Source organism: Pseudoalteromonas sp. S1650, assembly GCF_005887195.1.
Taxonomy (GTDB): domain Bacteria; phylum Pseudomonadota; class Gammaproteobacteria; order Enterobacterales; family Alteromonadaceae; genus Pseudoalteromonas; species Pseudoalteromonas simplex.
In genome coordinates this window covers 37,933-56,194 of the sequence record NZ_PNDF01000022.1, presented here as the reverse complement: position 1 = coordinate 56,194, position 18,262 = coordinate 37,933, and the positions used below count along the sequence as shown (strand labels likewise).

The window sequence follows — 18,262 nt, the reverse complement described above, 5'->3', positions numbered from 1 at the left end:
AACACATAACGGATTGACAGGAGAGTACCATGTTCGACGCAGAAGTTTTGATGGCACCGATTATTGTTTTTATGGTGGTTGTTGCCCCACTTTGGCTAATTTTACATTACCGTAGTAAAAAACAAGTGAGCCAAGGTTTAAGTGAACACGAGCACCGCCAATTATTAGAGCTTGCACAAAAAGCAGATAAAATGGCAGAGCGTGTTGAAACATTAGAAGCCTTACTTGACCAAGAGGCTCCGCAGTGGAGACGTAAAGTATGAGTACCAAACGCGAATTATTTAGAGACGCAGAGCGTGGCAAAATAGCAGGTGTGTGCGCAGGTATCAGCGATTACTTTAACATGGAGCTTTGGCTAGTACGTATTTTAGTCGTGACAGCAGTGCTATTATCAGGTGGTCCATTTATTGTTGTTGCTTACATTGCTGCTTGGTTTATTTTAGATAAAAAACCAGCAGAAAAAACAGATAAAAGCACAGACAGCATTCACCAAGACCCGCTTGAAGTAAAATTTAAAGTATGGCAAAAAGGGGAACCACCTCGCCGTGCATTGCAAGACTTAAAAGATCGTCTTGCTCGAGTTGATGGTCGTTTACAAGAGATGGAACGCTATGTCACATCAACAGAATTTACGGTTAGCCGTGAAATCAACAAACTTTAAAGGATATATACGCACCTTGTTTGCATCGTGATACTCAGCGCAAATAAGGTGCTAGACACTTTATGAGCCAATCATTCGCAAAGAACACCTTTAATTCGTTAAAAAATAAAGCGGAAAAAGCCCTTCATCGTAGTTTAGATCAACACGTGAAGTTAGCCGTCACAGGCTTAAGTGGCAGCGGCAAAACCGCTTTTATTACCGCCTTGGTTAAACACTTAACCAGCCAAGCTGACGATAAAAACTTACCTTTTTTTGATGTGATGCGCGAAAAGCGTCATATCGCTACAAAAATAGTGCCGCAGCAAGCACTGACAATTCCGACATTTGAATACACAAATGCATTAGCAGCGTTGTTACCTGTTGATGGTGAGCCAGCATGGCCTGCATCCACTGAGCGTATTAATACCTTACGTTTGGCAATTAAATACCAAAGTAATTCGGGGCTGCGTGGTCATTTTGCACCGCAATCAACACTCTATTTAGACATTATTGATTACCCTGGTGAATGGTTACTTGATTTGCCAATGCTAGAGCAATCATTTGCTGATTGGTGTGAGTCACAATACTCACTCTTGCAGCAAACAGCACGCAACGAAAAAGCGAAGCCATTTTTAACAGCCCTTGCTGAACTTGATTTATCAGCCAGTGTTGATGAGAGCAAACTTTCAGATGTCGCTGCGCTTTATCAGCAGTTATTAGTGGGCCTTAAAAAAGACACCAAACTTGCCATGCTGCAACCTGGTCGCATGCTGATGCCAGGTGAGCTTAAAGGAGCGCCGCTACTGCAGTTTTTCCCGGTTGCTAATGTGCCAGATGAAATAATCGAAGGGTCGAATCTAGCGCATCTTAAAAAGCGCTATAAAGCCTATGTAAAAGAGGTTGTAAAACCTTTTTACGAGCAGCATTTTCGTCATTTTGACCGACAAATTGTGCTAGTGGATGTGCTCAGTGCTTTGAATGAAGGCAGCGAAACCCTGCATGAGCAAAGCCGTGTTATTAACCAATTGTTGGCCCATTTTAATTATGGTGAAGCAAGCTTCTTTAAACGTTTGTTTAAACCAAACATCGACAAGCTACTGTTTGCGGCCAATAAGTCAGATCATATTAGTGCGCAATATCATAAAGACTTAGCGCTATTGCTTGATTCAATCGTGCATGACCAATCGAATCATTTAAAGTTCGAAGGCGTGCAAATCGAAACCATGGCAATGTCATCTATCTGCGCTACAGAGCCGCGCCAAGTGGCTGAAAAAGGCCAACAGTTAGCTTGTATTTATGGCAAGCCTTTAGGCGAGCAAGAATGGCTAACGTATTTACCACCGCAACCACCGTCACGCCTGCTCAACAAACAAGAGTGGCCAAAACAGGGCTTTGAGTTCTTATCGTTTTCGCCATTGCCATGCCCTGATAAACGGTTAAAGCATATTCGTTTAGATCATGTCATGCAGTACCTGATAGGAGATAAACTAACATGAGTGAGCAACCAAAGGAGATGAACTTTCAGGCAGGTCGCCGTATTTCAAGCTCTGCAAGTAATGAAGCGCCAGCGAAGCAGTTAACTGTTGCTAAAGTGATAGAAAACGCCGAATTTATCGACACTGAAGAAGATCAGCAAGATAGCATTGAGCTTGAGCCCGTGTATAAAAAGTCTAAATGGCAAACCCTAAAAGGGGTGTTTGTTGTTAGCTTTTTAATTTTAGTGCTACTTGAGTTTGCGATGTCATTGTTTGTGACGTTCCAGCAATCAATTATTTTAGGTTCGGCGTATTTAACGGCTGTTCTCAGTGGTGTGCTACTGATTGCCCGTGTTATTTGGCGCGAGTACCGCATGCTAAGAAGTTTAAAGCGCAATCAATTACATCGTACCGAGGCCGACCGTTTACTCAATAGCGAGCAAGTAGGAGAAGCACTGCCGTGGCTAGAAAAGCTTAATAAGCATCAAACGCTTACTGGGTTTGAAGAGTTTAAGCAGCAAATAGCGAGTCATCATACCGATAAAGAAATCATGACCTTATACGCCGATAGCTTATTGGTAAGCCAAGATCAGCAAGCGAAAAAACTGATTAACCGTTTTGCCACTGAGTCTGGCTTATTGGTTGCGCTAAGCCCGTTGGCTTTAGTCGATATGATGGCGGTGCTATGGCGTGGCACTAAGCTCATTGAGCAAATTGGCCGTATTTACGGTATTGGTTTTGGTTATGCAAGCCGTATTAAATTGTACCGCTTATTAGTGAAGCAAGTGTTGTTTGTTGGTAGTGCAGAGTTAGTCTCAGATTTAGCGGCAACGGCACTAAGCGCTGAATTACTGGGGAAATTGTCGGGCCGTGCAGCGCAAGGGCTAAGTGCAGGTATTTTTACCGCGCGTATAGGGTATAAAGCGATGGAGCTTAGTCGCCCGTTACCTCGCTTAGAGCATAAGCGCAGCTTGCTAAAAGAAACCGCCAATAGTATTGCCCGTAAAATTGCCTCACGTACCAGCGACAAAGAGACCGAAAATACAAAATGACAACTTTTGTGTACAGTTAATAAAAACAGCTGAGTGATATTTAGCCATCTGAGCATCCGGCATGCTTGTGCATTGTGGGTATCTACGTTTTATTTATGAGTATGAAGTACTGATAATAAAAACGAGAACACACAATGACTAAGCATCACTTACATACACAATGTATTCATGGTCCAGAAAAACCGAATGACCCACATGGCGCACTGAGTGCGCCACTTTATCAAACCTCTACCTTCTCTTTTGCTAATGCAGCCCAAGGTGCAGCCCGATTTGCCGGTGAAGAGCAGGGCTTTATTTATACCCGTTTGGGTAATCCGACAACCCAAGAGCTAGAACAAAAAGTGGCTCAGTTAGAAAACTGTGAAGCAGCGGCTGCTACAGCAACGGGTATGGGTGCGGTGTCTGCGTCTGTGCTTAGCTTTTTACAACAAGGTGACCACCTAGTCGCATCAAGCGCGTTATACGGCTGTACTTTTGCATTTTTTGCTCACATGTTGCCGCGCTTTGGTATCGAAGTTACTTTTGTTGATATGACCAACGAGGCTGAACTTCGCGGCGCGGTTAAAGCCAATTCAAAAATGATTTTTGCTGAAACGCCAATTAATCCGACCATGGCGGTGCTTGATCTAAGTTTAATTGCTGATGTTGCCAAGCAGCATCAACTGATAAGCGTTATCGACAATACTTTCTTAACGCCTCTGCTCCAGCAACCTACCTCGTTTGGCATTGATATTGTGGTACATAGCGCAACTAAATACCTAAATGGCCATGGTGATGTGGTGGCAGGACTTGTGTGCGGCACAGAGGAGCATATCAACCTGATAAAAATGACGGTGCTAAAAGATATTGGTGCAACGATTAGCCCCCATGATGCATGGTTAATTAATCGCGGTTTAAAAACCCTTGCTGTACGCATGGAGCGCCACTGTGCAAGTGCCCAAGTAGTTGCTGAATATTTAGAGCAGCATCCTTTAGTTAGCAAAGTTTATTACCCAGGGCTTAAATCACATCCGGGTCATCAATTTATTGGTTCACAAATGAAAGCCGCTGGTGGTGTTATTGCCTTTGAAATAAAAGGCAGCCTTGAAGATGGCGAAACATTTATAAATAACACCCAACTTTGTACCCTTGCTGTGAGTTTAGGGGATGCTGAAACCCTCATTCAGCATCCTGCATCGATGACACATTCGCCTTATACACCTGAAGAAAGAGCAGCAGCAGGGATCAGTGATGGCTTAATTCGATTATCAGTTGGTCTTGAGGATGTTAACGACATTATTAACGATCTTAAAACTGCATTTACATTCATTGGTTAGGTTGTAATTTTAAGTTTACGTTTGTGGTTTCTTTTACCCCTTTAAAAATGTGGTGTGTAAACTTTTAGATCTTTCAGTGTAATTTTAACTTTACGTTGGGGCTGTTTCTGCAAACCTTAGAAACAGCCTTAACTATTAAAATTTCGCTTACTTTTACATAGTATCGGCTTAACAAGTTAATGAGATTCTGATCAATGCTGATCAAGATTTAACGAAGAAGGTTATTATGGCTAAAGCAAGTAATTACACCTCCAAGCAACCTGATGAAAATGGGGTTATCCATTGGAGCGAAGAAGAAAATAAAATATGGTCTGAGCTAGTTGCTCGCCAACTCGCTTGCATAGAAGGTAAAGCCTGTGATGAATATTTAGCAGGTCTTAAGAAAATTAATTTACCAACAGATCGTATTCCACAACTCAGTGAACTTAACGAAGTGCTACTCGAAACAACGGGCTGGCAAGTTGCGCCTGTTCCGGCACTGATCGATTTTGATGAGTTCTTTCGATTATTAGCAAATAAGCAGTTTCCAGTAGCGACTTTTATTCGCAGCCGTGAAGAGTTTGACTACTTACAAGAGCCTGATATCTTCCACGAGATTTTTGGTCATTGTGCGATGCTTACCAACCCAGCATTTGCTGAGTTTACACACAAATATGGTCAGTTAGGTTATGCCGCTGAAAAGAAAGATCGTGTTTATTTAGCACGCCTTTACTGGTTTACCGTTGAGTTTGGTTTAATGCAAACCGAACAAGGTTTGCGTATTTATGGTGGTGGTATTTTATCAAGCCCAGGCGAAACACAGTATGTGTATTCAGATAAGCCAGAAATCAATGCGATGAATGTGCTTGATGTATTACGTACACCTTATCGTATTGATATTATGCAGCCTGTGTACTACACCATTAACTCAATCAATGACTTATTTGATATTTCACAAATGGATATCATGTCGCTGGTGAGTAAAGCAAAAGAATTAGGGCTACATGAGCCAAAGTTTCCTCCTAAAGAAAAATTAGCAAGTTAAGGATTTATAATGTCTTCATTAAGCACACAAAAGTGTGAAGCGTGTCGTGCGGATGCGCCTAAAGTATCTGATGCTGAATTAGCAGAATTGATCAAAATGATCCCAGATTGGGTTCCTGAAGTGCGCGACGGCATTATGCAATTAGAGCGTGTTTACAAGTTTAAAAACTTCAAACAAGCACTTGAGTTCACTAATAAAGTGGGCGATATGGCTGAAGAAGAAGGTCACCACCCTGGCTTGTTAACCGAGTGGGGCAAAGTAACCGTTACTTGGTGGAGCCACTCTATCAAAGGGTTACACAAAAATGATTTTATCTGTGCTGCTAAAACAGACGATGTATTCGCTGCACTGTAAATTTTAAGTTCTGCCCAGAACGATAAAAGGCGTAACCTCAGGTTGCGCCTTTTTGCTTTTTTAGAGTCCAAGAATTAACATTGAACTCTTATCTTTGCGAGAACACTAGAAAAGTAAATAATGAAAAACAAAGCGCTTATTCTGCCATTCCTACTCATTTTACTGCCCTTAATTGATAGCTTGTTTATCCCGCAAACATTTGGTATTCAATGGCATAGCCCTAAGCTGATGTATCAAGTAGGCGTAGTACTAATGATTGTAAAGCTCACTATGGTTGCCATTGGGCTTTGGTTATTACTCAAAGCAAAGCGCCTTTATATGGAAGCTAGTAAATCGACCCGTATTGTTAAATTTTCAGTCTTTTTACTCGGCGGCTTACAGGTGGTGATAATGACAGCAATATGCTTTTGGTATTTAGTAGCGGGCACGCAAGCGAAACACTTTATGCTGCAAGACAACATTGCTGTATTTACCGCTGATTATGGCGTATTTGCCCCGGTACATCATGAGTTCTCATTTATATGCTTTGATGCCAACGGTTTTTACCACATGCAACCCATAGCCCAGCTACCTTGGCTCGGAACCTTTACCTTTACTAGCCAAGATTCGCGTTTGATCATTCAACATAAAAACCAAAGTGGCGCGAATACTCAAGAAATTTCATTAAAAGGGTATGGCTGTTTGCAGTGAGAGGTGTTGGCTTTGTGAAAGGTGGTGCAATTATAAGAGGTTTTCTGAATACATGCTCTGCAGAAGCCATTATCAGCCATTTTTAAATCATGATTGTGACATGACACATGGAGACAAATTGAACAGTTTAAGGATAGTAAAATACACTTTAGCCATGCTGGTTTTGAATACCGTATTAAGTACCTTTATCACTCTAATAATTGGTAGTGATAACTTAGCTTCACTCTCATTCGGCAAATACTTCACATACCAGTTATTACCATCTTATTTATTGAGCGCAGGTATCTACACCGTTATGGCTAAGCGCAATGTTGTAAAAGCTTGGAATTATGCCCTAAGTGTATACTTACTGAGCTTTATAGTGGGAACAATAATTGTATCGATACTATTACAAACGTTATTTATCCCACCTTTATGGTTTGTCGAAGTGCCTCTGAGTATAGCCTTTGCGATTGTTAGTACTGTCATCGGAATTAAGGTAGGTACTCTGGATAGCAAGGAAGCCAAAGGGCCCTGAACTTGTTTTTTCCTTTCATAAGGCAAAAAACAAGACTTGACCTTCATAACAGTAATTCAATAAAAAAAGAACTAGGAAAAGCACCATATTGATGGTTCAACGATATTTACTAGAAAAGATGGAGAATTCAAAATAGAGTTGAACGGGAAAACTTTAACATACGGAAAAAATTAGAGTTATGAATTTAAGCGATTCAGAACAACAAGTTCAAAATTTGTTGAACTTAAGTTCTAAGCAATTTGAAAAGGCAAAGAAAGATATTAAAGCTATCGGGGTTGAGTGTTTTGCATTAGAAGAAGATCAATTTTCAATATATGACGAAGTCCTATTCTATTCTGAAGTTATCGAAGGTGTAGCCTATAAATACTCTAAACAGACTATTTCCGGACGCTCTGAAAAGTTACTTAAACTACAAAAGTTAACATTATTTGAAAATACTGATTTTAAATCTTGGTTCTCAAAATATCATCTAAAGTACCATGAGTACGCCATGTATTTGCTGGTTTTAGAGAGCTTAAGAAAGCTAATAGTATCTGACCTTGAACTCGAAAGTGACTATAAATAATCTTGGTTCGTTTGCCGCTCAAAAGGGTCACCCATCAGAAAACTCCGGCCAAGCAGGCAGCTGTGTTTTTTTGATCTTTAGTTCAAAATCAGATGAACCTGTATGCCTATGTTGGAAATGATCCGATTAATATGGTTGATCCTACAGGTGAATTTTTACAAACAATAGTCTGTGGTTTTGTAGGCGGTAATGTAGGCCTTACTTTTGATTATATCTCCAAAGGTGGAAATATGTCCGGTCAAGAAATGTTGGTGTCATTTTTTGGTGGTGGAATGAAGGGGTCAGGTCTTGCTCCCTTGGTAAGTCTTACTTTATCACTATAAAGCACGGGTTTACCACCCTGAATTAGGGCGTTTTATGTAGACTGTTCCCATTGGATATAAAGATGGGATGAATATGTATGCGTATGTAGGTAATTGGTGAGGTAGTAGTTTTAGATAGACATGAGCAAAGTGGCAATAATGAGACTTATCACGGTCATATACAAAGTACTATCACAGATCAGAAAACAAGAAATGCGGCTTCAAAACTACCAAATGTTGTGGTGAACAAAAAAGGGAAATGGAAAGTTAAAAAGAGAAACTAAAATGAATGAAAAGTTTGTGAATACATTATCAATACTGCATAAAACGGCATCTGTTGTTGAGGCAACTAACTTCTTAAATGAAGAAGTTAGTGCAGACATTAAAGCGCAAGGGGGTATTACACCGCTGCACTTTAATGAAAATTATAAAGTCTTGAAACTTCTTATTGGTAGAGGAGCTGATGTCAATGCTTCAAGGGATGATGGACAGACTCCACTTCATATACAAAATGATTCTAAAATTGTTCAACTGTTGATCGACAATGGTGCAAACGTTAATGCGTTAAATATGTATGGTGATACTCCTTTGCATTTATCGGAAACTTTGGAAAAAGTGAAGCTTTTAGTATCAAATGGGGCGGATATTAACATTTTGAATGAAGATAATGAGCTACCTGACGATTGTTATGGTGAAGACATGGAAAGTCAAAATATGATTAACTTTCTAGTAAGTATGCGAGATTAATGTGTTCGTTGAATCCAAAGCCTCGCTAGTCGGGGCTTTTTTATTTTTATATTTATAATATTTTCTGTACAAAAAACGTTTGGTAAAAATGATAGAACTAACAATTAAAATAACGAGATAAGGATTTCCTATGGTCGATACATTCAGTAAAGCTAAATTTTGGAAATGTGCTTTGCAAGTTAACCCTGCTAGTTATACAAGCTATAGAGGTAACGAGCAAAGTCTGACGGAAGATGAATATAATAAAAAGTTGCTAGAAGTATGCCTTGAAGAAGGTATAAAGGTTATTGGTCTTGCTGATCATGGCAATGTTGATAGTGTTGATAAAATCAGGGAAACTCTAACCTCGCAAGGAATAGTAGTTTTTCCGGGATTTGAAATAGCATCAAGTGAAAAAGTTCATTTGGTGTGTCTCTTTGATGAACAAGAAACAGTAAAAAATCTCGAACATTTTTTATATGAACTGAATATCGATACTTCCAATGGCACTTTGCCATCTCCCCATAGCGCAGATTTTATTCTAAACAAGATCCGTGAGAAAGGCGGATTTGTTTACGCAGCACATTGCACGGACGATAACGGGGTACTAAATCAAAAGTTAAACAACATTTGGAAAAATGAGTTATTAGTTGCAGCTCAAATTCCGACAACTGTTCAGTCACTAAAAGAACAAGGCGATCAAGCTAACTATCAAATATTGACCAATAAAGATTTAGCGTACAAGCGCACTTTCCCAATGGTGTTAATTAATGCAAAAGATGTTGAAGATCCTGAAACGTTGAGAAAGGAAAACGCATCATGTTTGATAAAAATGACAGAGCCAAGCTTTTCAGCATTTTGCCAAGCATTCCAAGATCCTGAATCTAGAGTTCGACTCAACTCTGATATCAGAGAGCAGTACTATTCTAGATTAGAGTCTGTCAGTTTTATCGGAGGCTATCTTGATGGCGTAGAAATTAATTATTCAGAGCATTTAAATACGATCATTGGTGGCAGGGGAACAGGAAAGTCTACTCTTATTGAATGTATTCGATATGCCTTGAACCTTACTCCTATTGGGAAACAAGCACGAGAACAACATAATAAGATTGTTAAGTTTAATTTAGGTACTGGGCAAATAAGGTTAGAAATTAAATCAGCGACTAAACATGGGCAATGCTATCAAATTACTAGGCGCTATGGTCAATCCCCAGTTGTTTCCGATATGTCTGGTGAAATTTCGAGCTTCACGCCTAATGATTCATTGCCTGAAGTAGAGATCTTTGGTCAAAATGAAATTCATGAAATTGCAAATGATCCAAGTGAGCAGTTAAAGGTTGTTGATAGGTTTTTAAATCGAGAGCAAATCGAGCAATCTTCCGGGATTGCTGATATTGAAGATAAATTGGTTAATACTGGTAAAGAGATAACGGCCTTAAAAGAGCAAGTGTCAGAGTTCGAATCTGAAGTGAAAAAACTCGAATTATTAGAAGAAGATGCAAAGAGATTTAAACAGTTAGGAATTGACGAGCAGTTAAAGGCACTCCCTGTTTTAGCAACAGAAAAAACACTATTTAGCGCTGTAAAAACTGAAGTTATTGAATTTTCTGACTCACTAACCGAACTTGCCAAAGAACTCCCCTCTGCTGAAAGTATAACTGATGAAGTCATTGCAGACTTTCCTGATAAGGAATTGTTTGTAGAACTGAAAAAGCTGGTTACAAACTTATCAAAGGACGCAGAAACTCTTTTAGCTCAAATCAGTAATAAATTTTCTACTGGTAATGTGGATATTGTTTCTTTGGAAAAGAGACTTGAAGCAAGCGTGCAAGAACATGAATTAGCCATTGAGAAAGAATTTAAAAAAATAAATCCCGTTGAAGGAAAGTCAGGTAAACAAATAGGACAGGAATATAGCCAACTTGTCAAAGATGTTGCTCAATTAAAACCCAGTAGGAGTAAGTTAAGTGAGGCTCAAGAAAAGCTTTCTAAACATGAAGCAGAGCGAAAAAAACACTTAACTTCCCTTTCGGAAAAAATGTCTATTAGAAGCAGTAAGTTTGAAAAGGGTGTTAAGAAGTTAAATAAAAAGCTAAATGGAAATATTAGAGTAAATTATACAGCAGAAGGTAATAGAAAATCTTTGATTGATAAAATAGTGGCCTTCAAAATACCCGGTGTTGCAAGTGGCAAACTGCAATGGATTCAAACCGCACAACATTTCTCCCCAATGTTGCTTGCTGAGAAAATTTTGGAAGGTAGAGATGCCATTGTTGGTCAAAACTGGGGATGTACAGACTCTGTAGCCGATAAGCTAGAAAAAATTAGTAATGCGCAAGTTATGGAGATTGAAGAGTTTATAGTAGATGACCTTGTAAACATTGAATTGAATATTTCTGATAATGTTACTCCAGTATTTAAAGAACTTGATTCGCTATCAACGGGACAGCAATGTACCGCGTTACTGCACCTTTTACTTTTAGACAATCGAGATCCTCTTTTACTCGACCAGCCTGAAGATAATCTAGACAACGCTTTTATAGCCGACAGAATTGTTATGCAAGTGAGAAAAGCAAAGCTAACCCGACAATTCATCTTCGCGACACACAATGCCAATATTCCAATTTTTGGTGACGCAGAATGGATTGGTGTGTTAGAAGCCAATGCTGATGGCGCATCATTGCCAAATAGCAACCAAGGATCAATTGATCAAAAATCAATTCAAAGTTTGGCTGCAAAAATATTGGAGGGTGGTAAGGATGCGTTCAATCGAAGAAAAGAAAAATATGGTTTTTGATAGGTAATAGCCATGACAATGTTAATAGGAATTCATGCGGGGGACTCCGTATGGTTGGCGGCAGATAAGCGTGCTGTTTACAAAGAGGGAGATGAAGTTATTTCTGTTGTAAGTGACGAAATTGTTAAGCTTGTCGAATGGTCAGGAGGATATATCACTGGTCATGGATATGTAGATTTAATCGATAAACTTAAAGAAAAAATTAGCTCGACAAACGTTAATTCAACAACACAAATACTTGAAATGACGAATTATCTAAGTGATGAATTAAAAGGTTTGCCATCAAGTTATATAAATCAAACTAGGTGGGTAATTACTTTTTGTTCAGGAACTGAAGAGGTTATTACCCCAAAAATTGGATATATCGAACCTTCATCAGCCAATGTGAACATGTTGTCTGAGGGCAGTTGCCTTGTTTGGTTAAATATTCCAACAGACGCCATGCAAATGCTTCAATCTGAAACTAAAAAGCACATCAGAAGAGTCGATTCTTTTGACGATTTTAGTGAAGTGGTAACGCATTATCGAAGTCTTTTTCAACAATTGTTTGCACTTGGTTCCTCTCTTGACGAGACCGTGTGTAGCAATTTCGAATTTTCCGTAGTATTAAGTGATGGTACTAGGGCAGATAGTTACCAATAAATAATGCTTCCAAGACCAGCGGAAGCTGGTTTTGTTTTTTTGGTTCAATGAAAATAGTCGTTTGGTGCCAAATTCAATTGGGTGATTTGCTCAGGCGAAAATCCGTGCCGAAGGAGTTGGAAATCTCTCATCTACACTTCTGCTTTTTTACCTTCGCCAATCACTTGATAAAGGCTACCGCTAGGAATTGAGGGGGCCTTGTCTTGCTTATTGCTTCCTAGAAAGTCAAAAAACAAGCGCAACTCTTAATAATCATTACTACCCTTTATTAGAACTGCCAGCTCTTAAAATATTAAATAGCTGGCAGTCATCTTAAGGCTAACAGTTATTGCTTTACCTGAACTTCTACTTCTTGCCCAGTTTGTAGTTGCTCGGCGCCGCGTACTGCCACTTTATCGCCCGCATTTAAAGCGATGTTTGAAGCCGGGGTGACTTCAACCAGTTTATCTTTGCCATTACCGACTTTTACGGGAATTTGCAGGGCTTTGTTGTCGTTGTCGATTTTGACGATATGGGTGCCTTTTTTGCGTAAAATCAGCGCATCGCGATTCACCAGTAGTACATCCCCTTTGCTTTTTAGTGGCACAGCTACATCAACCAGTTGGCCAATTGCCCATGTTTGCTCAGCATCATTTGGCAGTAGGGCACGTACTTCTACAGTTTGTGAACGCGGATCGGTTGATGGGATCACCGCTGTTACGGTGACTGTTGTCATATCTGGGGCTGATAAGTCGCCGGCTTGAATCGGTAACTCTATGCCTTTGTGTAAAAACTTTAAGTATTTAACAGGCACGTACAAACGCACTTCTAAGTTATTAATATCGAGCAGGGTGACCAGTTCATCAGCACGATTTATTTCGCGACCAGCGCGTTTAAAACGCTCGCTGATCACGCCGTCAAATGGGGCGCGAACGGTTGCACGCGAAAGCTGATCGTCTATTACTTTTAATTCAACCTTAGCCAGTGCGATATCAGATAACGCAAGGTCATGCTTATTTTGCATATCATCGACTTGGCTTGCTGCAGCACTGCTGGCTTTGGCGAGTTTTTGTAAACGAGCGAGCTCTTGTTGATATAAGCGTAGGTTTATTTTGGCGCGATTGAGCATTTCTTGCTGGCGTGCTTTTTCAAGTTCAAGCGGTAAGGTGTCCATACGAACTAGGGTGTCGCCACTTTTAACCAGAGTACCTGGCTCAACAACATATAATAAACGGCCGCTAACGCCCGCTGTTAGGGTTACATCATCTTTGCCATACAAAGTGCCGCTGACTTCAATTTCGCTTGTTAGCGGGGCTTGTGTGACAGTTTCTACTGTAACCGGTACGACTGCAAAGGCGTTAAATGCGATAAGACTTAATAGCGCACAAAAGCGAGCGGTTAATTTACGAAAAGGTGTGTTCATTGTTTTAATACTCATTGATTCGATACCAAGCTTAAAGGCGTTTTTTCTGGTTGCTGTTTGTTATTAACGGGCGGCAGTTGTCTGCCAAGTTGCAATAAACTTGGCATTAATATCAGGGTGAATAGGGCGCTAATAGCCATGCCGCCGACAATCACAGTGGCAAGACCACGGTAAATTTCTGATCCTACCCCCGGCATTAGCATCAGTGGCAGCATGCCAAATAAGCTGGTTAAAGTACTTAAGTAAACGGGTCTTGCGCGCAGTAGTACAGCTTGACGAACTGCGTCTTCTCGACTGAGTCCTGCGGCCATCGCAACGCGGGTTTGGTCAACCAATAAAATGGCATTATTTACCACCAGACCCAGCAAGATAATAAAGCCAATCATGGTCAGTAAGTCGAGCGATTGAAAGGTAAATAAGTTAAGTACGAATAGGGCCAGTACACCGCCTGCAATTGCCAGTGGCATGACCAGTAAAACTAACGCGCTGTCTTTGGCTGACTTAAACAATGCGGTCATTAGCAAGAATAAAATAAACAGAGCCAAGATAAAGTTGATTGTCATTTCTTGCATGGCCGAATTCATCTTTTGTGCGTTCCCTGCCAAAATCGCACCAGAGCTGTCAGGCAAGCTTGCACGAACTTTTGGCATAACTTGCTCAGAGAGAATAGTTTGCGCTTGTTGCAAGCTCATGTCTGCTGGTGGCGTGACAACAATACTCACGGTACGGCGGCCATTAACACGTCTAAGCTGTGTTGGCCCCACGGTGCGCTCAATATTGGCAAGTTCGCCTAAGGTTTGAATACCTGATTGCGGGGTTACAATAGGCAGTGCTTTAAGCTCCTCTGGAGTTTGCCACGGTATGCCGCGCAAAATCACGTTCATGCGTTCGTTGCCATCAAAGTATTCATTAACAAATAACCCACCTGTATAGGCTTGCACTGCTTGAGATACATCACGACGAGTTAGCCCTGCTTGGGTTATACGACGGTCATTGGGTGTGAGCCTAAGCTCTGGCTCTGCCATATCGAGTCGTGGTTGTGGCCTTGCAGTGGCATTCGGCATTGCGTCGGTGACAGCTTGCAGCGCCACATTAGCACCGGCTATTAGCTCGTCCATATTCGGGCCAGTTAAATCGATATTAATATTGCGACCATCACCGCCATTAGCAACTTGGATCATCGACCCTCGAAAGAAGAATACTTGGGTGTCGGGTAAATCAATGAAGATTTCTTCTCGGGCTACCTTCATTAATTCTTCAACACGTTGCGGATCAGCAGAATAAATAAAGCCACCAGCATTCGAACCAAAAGCATAAAAGTTAAAATCTTTTATCCCCGGCTCTTTTTCACCTGTGTAATAAGGCATTAAGCGCTTTTTGATGCGCATCAGCAGCTCTTCTTCCATAAACTGCACATTGCCGCCAGGCGGGGTATTCAAGTTAAAGAAAAAGCCATCGGTTGGTGCGCGTGGCATAAAATCAGTTTTCGGGAGCATGGTCATGGTCGCGACGAGTGAGCCACCCAATAATGACACTATCCACACTATTTGTTTAACGCGGGTATTGGTTAGCGCCATGATGAAGTTAGTTAGCTTATGCCAATATTCACGGTAAGGATCCGCTTTGAGCTCTTTGTCTGGCCAAAAATGGTTAGCCAACGGAATAAGTGTAATTGCGCAAATCATAGAGGCAATAACTGCAATAGATAAGGTGAGCGCCAAGTCAGAGAATAGCTGCCCCTCAATACCTGCCATAAATAAAATTGGCAAGAAGATAGCAACGCTGGTTGTGGTTGAGGCAAATAACGCGCCTGTTACTTGAGCTGCACCTTTTAGCGCGGCTTTTTTACTATCAAAGCCTTCGCTTCTGAGCCTTGCGATGTTTTCTTGCACTATGATGGCGGCATCAAGTACTAAGCCAACAGCAAAGGCAAGGCCGGCCAGTGAAATAACATTTAAGCTGCGGTCAAAAATATTCAATGTTAAAAACGCGACTAACAAAGAGACAGGAATCGTCGCTGCAATCACAAATGTGGCCTTTAAGCCTCTAAAGAACAGCCACAAGATTAAACACGACAGCAAAACACCTAGGCCTAAGTTACTTTTAACTAACGACAAGGCATTACGAATATGCACTGAGGCATCAAAACTTAATTCAATCGATAAGCCATTTTCAGCCAGTGGCCCTTCGTTTAGTTCTTTAATAGCAAGGTTAATGTCGTCGAGTAGGGCAACGGTGTTGGCTTCGTTAGCGCGCGAAATACGAATGTAATACGCGGGTTTACCATTTCGACCACTCATCCCTAAACGGTCAGAGAAAGTGCGCTCTACACTTGCGATATCGCCAAGGTAAATGGGTCTATCGCCTGAATAACCAACGCGCATTTGTGCCATGCTCGATAAATCATATTGCCCAGTAAAGCGCACGGTATATTGACGACGGCCAACATTGGCAAGGCCACCAGAGGTATCACGTGAGCTGGCTAATACGTTACTAATTTGGTCAAGGCTGACGCCAAGTGCAGCGGCTTTGTGAGGGTCAAAGGTAATACGTAATTCTTTTGGTCGTTCACTGGCTAAGTCAACGCGGGCAACACCAGGAATACGTGCCAAACGGGGCTCAACAAATTCATCGATTTGTTTTTGGAACTGCGCCATGTCTATATCAAGGCTGTCGCTATTAAAATCTTTCGGGGTGACCAGTAACGTTGCAGCGGCTTCACCATTATTACCGCCAGCAAACACTACAGGATCAAATGCATCTAACGGCAGGGGCGGCGCTTGGTTAAGGCTTGTTAACACATCAAGCATGGCCTGTTGCATGTTTTGTCCAACAGCAAAAGTCAACGTGATAGAGCCATTGCCACGGTTAATGTAAGTATTAACCTCTAGCGCACCCGGGGTGTTTTTTACTGCGTTCTCGAGCGGCTCAATGATCACCGATTCAATCTCTTCAGGTGCAGCTTGGCGCCAGCCAGAGAAAATAGTGATCTGCGGTTGCTCAATATCTGGTGTGAGCTGAATTGGCAGCTTAAAAATACTCAACATGCCAAACAACATAATCAACACCAAGATGACAATAACACTCGCAGGGTTTTTCAGCGAACTACGTGTCAGATTCATTGTGTGTGTTCCAAAATCAGTTTGTGTGCATTGTAGTGCGATGTAAAAAAAGTGCCAGTGAGGTAAATGAAATGTGTTTCAGAAGTAACGCTGAATAGCCGTAATTAAGCGATAAAGTGTGTATTTGAAATAAGATGTAACAATTTAGCTGAGGCGCTTTAAGTTAAAAGCCTTAAGCTATAAGTGCAAAAAAGCGCTAAATGAGAAGCAGATCAGCTTAATGAATATCTTTTCGGCGAATGGCAGCAACATTTTGCTCAAACACACGCTTTACTTCTGCACTGTAGTGATTGTGGTCGTTGATGATGATAAACGGGTTCGTAAAACTAACATCGCACAAAGCTGTATAACACTGAATTGTAACTTCAACTCGATCTGGGGTTGCAAGGCCATCTAAGGTTGTTTGCAATGCTTCAAAAACATATTCTTTACGAACGTGCGATGTTAAAGCAACTTCAAGTTTTTTGACCTCAGCACGATGTGAATTGGTATCGGTTACAAGCAATTCGTATAGATAGCTACGTGATACAAACAGCAAGATTGCCACAAGGTAGAATAACCCTGTGTAATAAAATAACTCCGTGTGGGTAAAACTCCGAAAAGACTTAAACATTTTCACTATTATTTTTTGTTTGTTTTTTATACTAAAACATATTTGCGGGTATACCTCAACAAACTAGCTAAAAATCACTGCATTACAGAAAACAAAAAAGCGCGAAACTAGTTAGCATCGCGCTTCTTGAACTTTTAAACTTATAGCTTATAGCTTATAGCTTATAGCTGACAGCTTAAAGCTCCGCTTTATTATTCATCAATCGAGCGAAGTAGGGCATTAATACCTACTTTTTCGCGAGTTTGTTGATCAACTTTTTTCACGATGATGGCAGCATATAGGCTGTGCGAACCATCTTTTGACGGAAGTGAACCAGGAACAACAACCGCACCGGCTGGTACTCGGCCGTAATGGATTTCGCCAGTTTCACGGTCATAGATACGTGTGCTTTGGCTGATATAAACGCCCATCGAGATAACGGCGCCTTCTTCAACTACCACGCCTTCAACAATTTCAGAACGTGCGCCAATGAAGCAGTTGTCTTCAATAATAGTTGGGTTAGCTTGTAGTGGCTCAAGTACACCACCAATGCCTACACCGCCAGATAAGTGAACGTTTTTGCCAATTTGTGCACATGAGCCAACCGTTGCCCATGTATCAACCATTGTACCTTCATCAACGTAGGCGCCAATGTTGACATAAGATGGCATAAGCACCACGTTTTTACCTACGAAGCTGCCTTTACGTGCCACAGCATTAGGCACAACACGCATGCCGCCTTGTTGGAATTGCTCTGGTGTATAGTCGCTAAATTTAAGGGGTACTTTGTCGTAAAACTGATTAACACCATCGCTCATTGGTTGGTTATCACGAATACGGAAAGACAATAGCACCGCTTTTTTTAACCATTGATGCACAACCCACTCACCACTGATTTTTTCAGCAACACGGGCAGCGCCGCTATCAAGTAATTCAAGCGCGTCGATAATAGCTTGTTTAACTTCACTTGATACCGTGCTTGGGCTGATGCTATCGCGGTTGTCCCAGGCGTTTTCGATCATGGTTTTTAAATCTGACATAAGATC

17 protein-coding genes are annotated in these 18,262 nt (G+C 41.1%); 13 read left to right on the top strand and 4 right to left on the bottom strand.

The features are described 5' to 3' along the window. The first annotated feature begins 29 nt into the window (after window positions 1–29). From pspB to CWB80_RS07605, 13 genes are all read left to right on the top strand, one after another. Complete coding sequence (pspB, locus tag CWB80_RS07670; protein ID WP_036969793.1) at window positions 30–263, top strand: envelope stress response membrane protein PspB; 234 nt, start codon at window positions 30–32, stop codon at window positions 261–263. Further along, on the top strand, window positions 260–661 hold the full coding sequence (pspC, locus tag CWB80_RS07665) for an envelope stress response membrane protein PspC (protein WP_138599304.1): 402 nt from the start codon (window positions 260–262) through the stop codon (window positions 659–661). The genes pspB and pspC overlap by 4 nt, the downstream gene beginning before the upstream one ends. Window positions 662–723: 62 nt before the next feature. Then, window positions 724–2,136: a YcjX family GTP-binding protein gene (locus CWB80_RS07660; RefSeq protein WP_138599305.1), complete on the top strand. Its 1,413-nt coding sequence runs from the start codon at window positions 724–726 to the stop codon at window positions 2,134–2,136. Beyond that, complete coding sequence (locus CWB80_RS07655; RefSeq protein ID WP_138599306.1) at window positions 2,133–3,167, top strand: TIGR01620 family protein; 1,035 nt, start codon at window positions 2,133–2,135, stop codon at window positions 3,165–3,167. Before CWB80_RS07660 ends, CWB80_RS07655 begins: the two co-directional genes overlap by 4 nt. A gap of 134 nt (window positions 3,168–3,301) precedes the next feature. After that, the gene (megL, locus tag CWB80_RS07650; protein ID WP_138599307.1) at window positions 3,302–4,483 is read left to right on the top strand and encodes a methionine gamma-lyase; all 1,182 of its coding nucleotides are present in this window, start codon (window positions 3,302–3,304) and stop codon (window positions 4,481–4,483) included. Between the two features lie 226 nt (window positions 4,484–4,709). Then, window positions 4,710–5,507, top strand: a complete 798-nt coding sequence (phhA, locus tag CWB80_RS07645) for a phenylalanine 4-monooxygenase (RefSeq protein ID WP_054553132.1) — start codon at window positions 4,710–4,712, stop codon at window positions 5,505–5,507. 9 nt (window positions 5,508–5,516) lie between these two features. Next, complete coding sequence (locus tag CWB80_RS07640) at window positions 5,517–5,861, top strand: 4a-hydroxytetrahydrobiopterin dehydratase (protein WP_036969771.1); 345 nt, start codon at window positions 5,517–5,519, stop codon at window positions 5,859–5,861. A gap of 120 nt (window positions 5,862–5,981) precedes the next feature. Then, complete coding sequence (locus CWB80_RS07635) at window positions 5,982–6,551, top strand: hypothetical protein (RefSeq protein WP_054553131.1); 570 nt, start codon at window positions 5,982–5,984, stop codon at window positions 6,549–6,551. 695 nt (window positions 6,552–7,246) lie between these two features. Continuing rightward, window positions 7,247–7,633, top strand: coding sequence for a hypothetical protein (locus tag CWB80_RS07625; protein WP_138599308.1), 387 nt, complete (start codon window positions 7,247–7,249; stop codon window positions 7,631–7,633). 131 nt (window positions 7,634–7,764) lie between these two features. After that, window positions 7,765–7,956: a hypothetical protein gene (locus CWB80_RS07620; protein ID WP_138599309.1), complete on the top strand. Its 192-nt coding sequence runs from the start codon at window positions 7,765–7,767 to the stop codon at window positions 7,954–7,956. 264 nt (window positions 7,957–8,220) lie between these two features. Beyond that, window positions 8,221–8,682 (top strand): ankyrin repeat domain-containing protein, encoded by a 462-nt coding sequence (locus CWB80_RS07615; RefSeq protein ID WP_138599310.1) that lies wholly within the window; start codon window positions 8,221–8,223, stop codon window positions 8,680–8,682. A gap of 130 nt (window positions 8,683–8,812) precedes the next feature. Then, on the top strand, window positions 8,813–11,458 hold the full coding sequence (locus tag CWB80_RS07610) for a TrlF family AAA-like ATPase (protein WP_138599311.1): 2,646 nt from the start codon (window positions 8,813–8,815) through the stop codon (window positions 11,456–11,458). Window positions 11,459–11,470: 12 nt separating this feature from the next. Further along, window positions 11,471–12,100 carry a hypothetical protein gene (locus CWB80_RS07605; protein WP_138599312.1) on the top strand — a complete coding sequence of 210 codons (630 nt, stop codon included), beginning with the start codon at window positions 11,471–11,473 and terminating at the stop codon, window positions 12,098–12,100. Window positions 12,101–12,425: 325 nt separating this feature from the next. Here CWB80_RS07605 and CWB80_RS07600 read toward each other — a convergent pair whose 3' ends face one another. The 4 genes from CWB80_RS07600 to dapD all read right to left on the bottom strand — a co-directional run bounded on the left by CWB80_RS07600 (window position 12,426) and on the right by dapD (window position 18,256). Beyond that, window positions 12,426–13,517: an efflux RND transporter periplasmic adaptor subunit gene (locus tag CWB80_RS07600; protein ID WP_502705003.1), complete on the bottom strand. Its 1,092-nt coding sequence runs from the start codon at window positions 13,515–13,517 to the stop codon at window positions 12,426–12,428. After that, window positions 13,514–16,624 (bottom strand): efflux RND transporter permease subunit, encoded by a 3,111-nt coding sequence (locus CWB80_RS07595; RefSeq protein WP_138599313.1) that lies wholly within the window; start codon window positions 16,622–16,624, stop codon window positions 13,514–13,516. Before CWB80_RS07595 ends, CWB80_RS07600 begins: the two co-directional genes overlap by 4 nt. Before the next feature lie 217 nt (window positions 16,625–16,841). Next, window positions 16,842–17,237, bottom strand: coding sequence for a hypothetical protein (locus CWB80_RS07590; protein ID WP_138599314.1), 396 nt, complete (start codon window positions 17,235–17,237; stop codon window positions 16,842–16,844). A 191-nt stretch (window positions 17,238–17,428) separates the two neighbouring features. Then, a complete protein-coding gene (gene dapD / locus CWB80_RS07585) occupies window positions 17,429–18,256 on the bottom strand; it encodes a 2,3,4,5-tetrahydropyridine-2,6-dicarboxylate N-succinyltransferase (protein WP_054553126.1) in 828 nt (275 codons plus the stop codon). Between the last annotated feature and the right edge of the window lie 6 nt (window positions 18,257–18,262).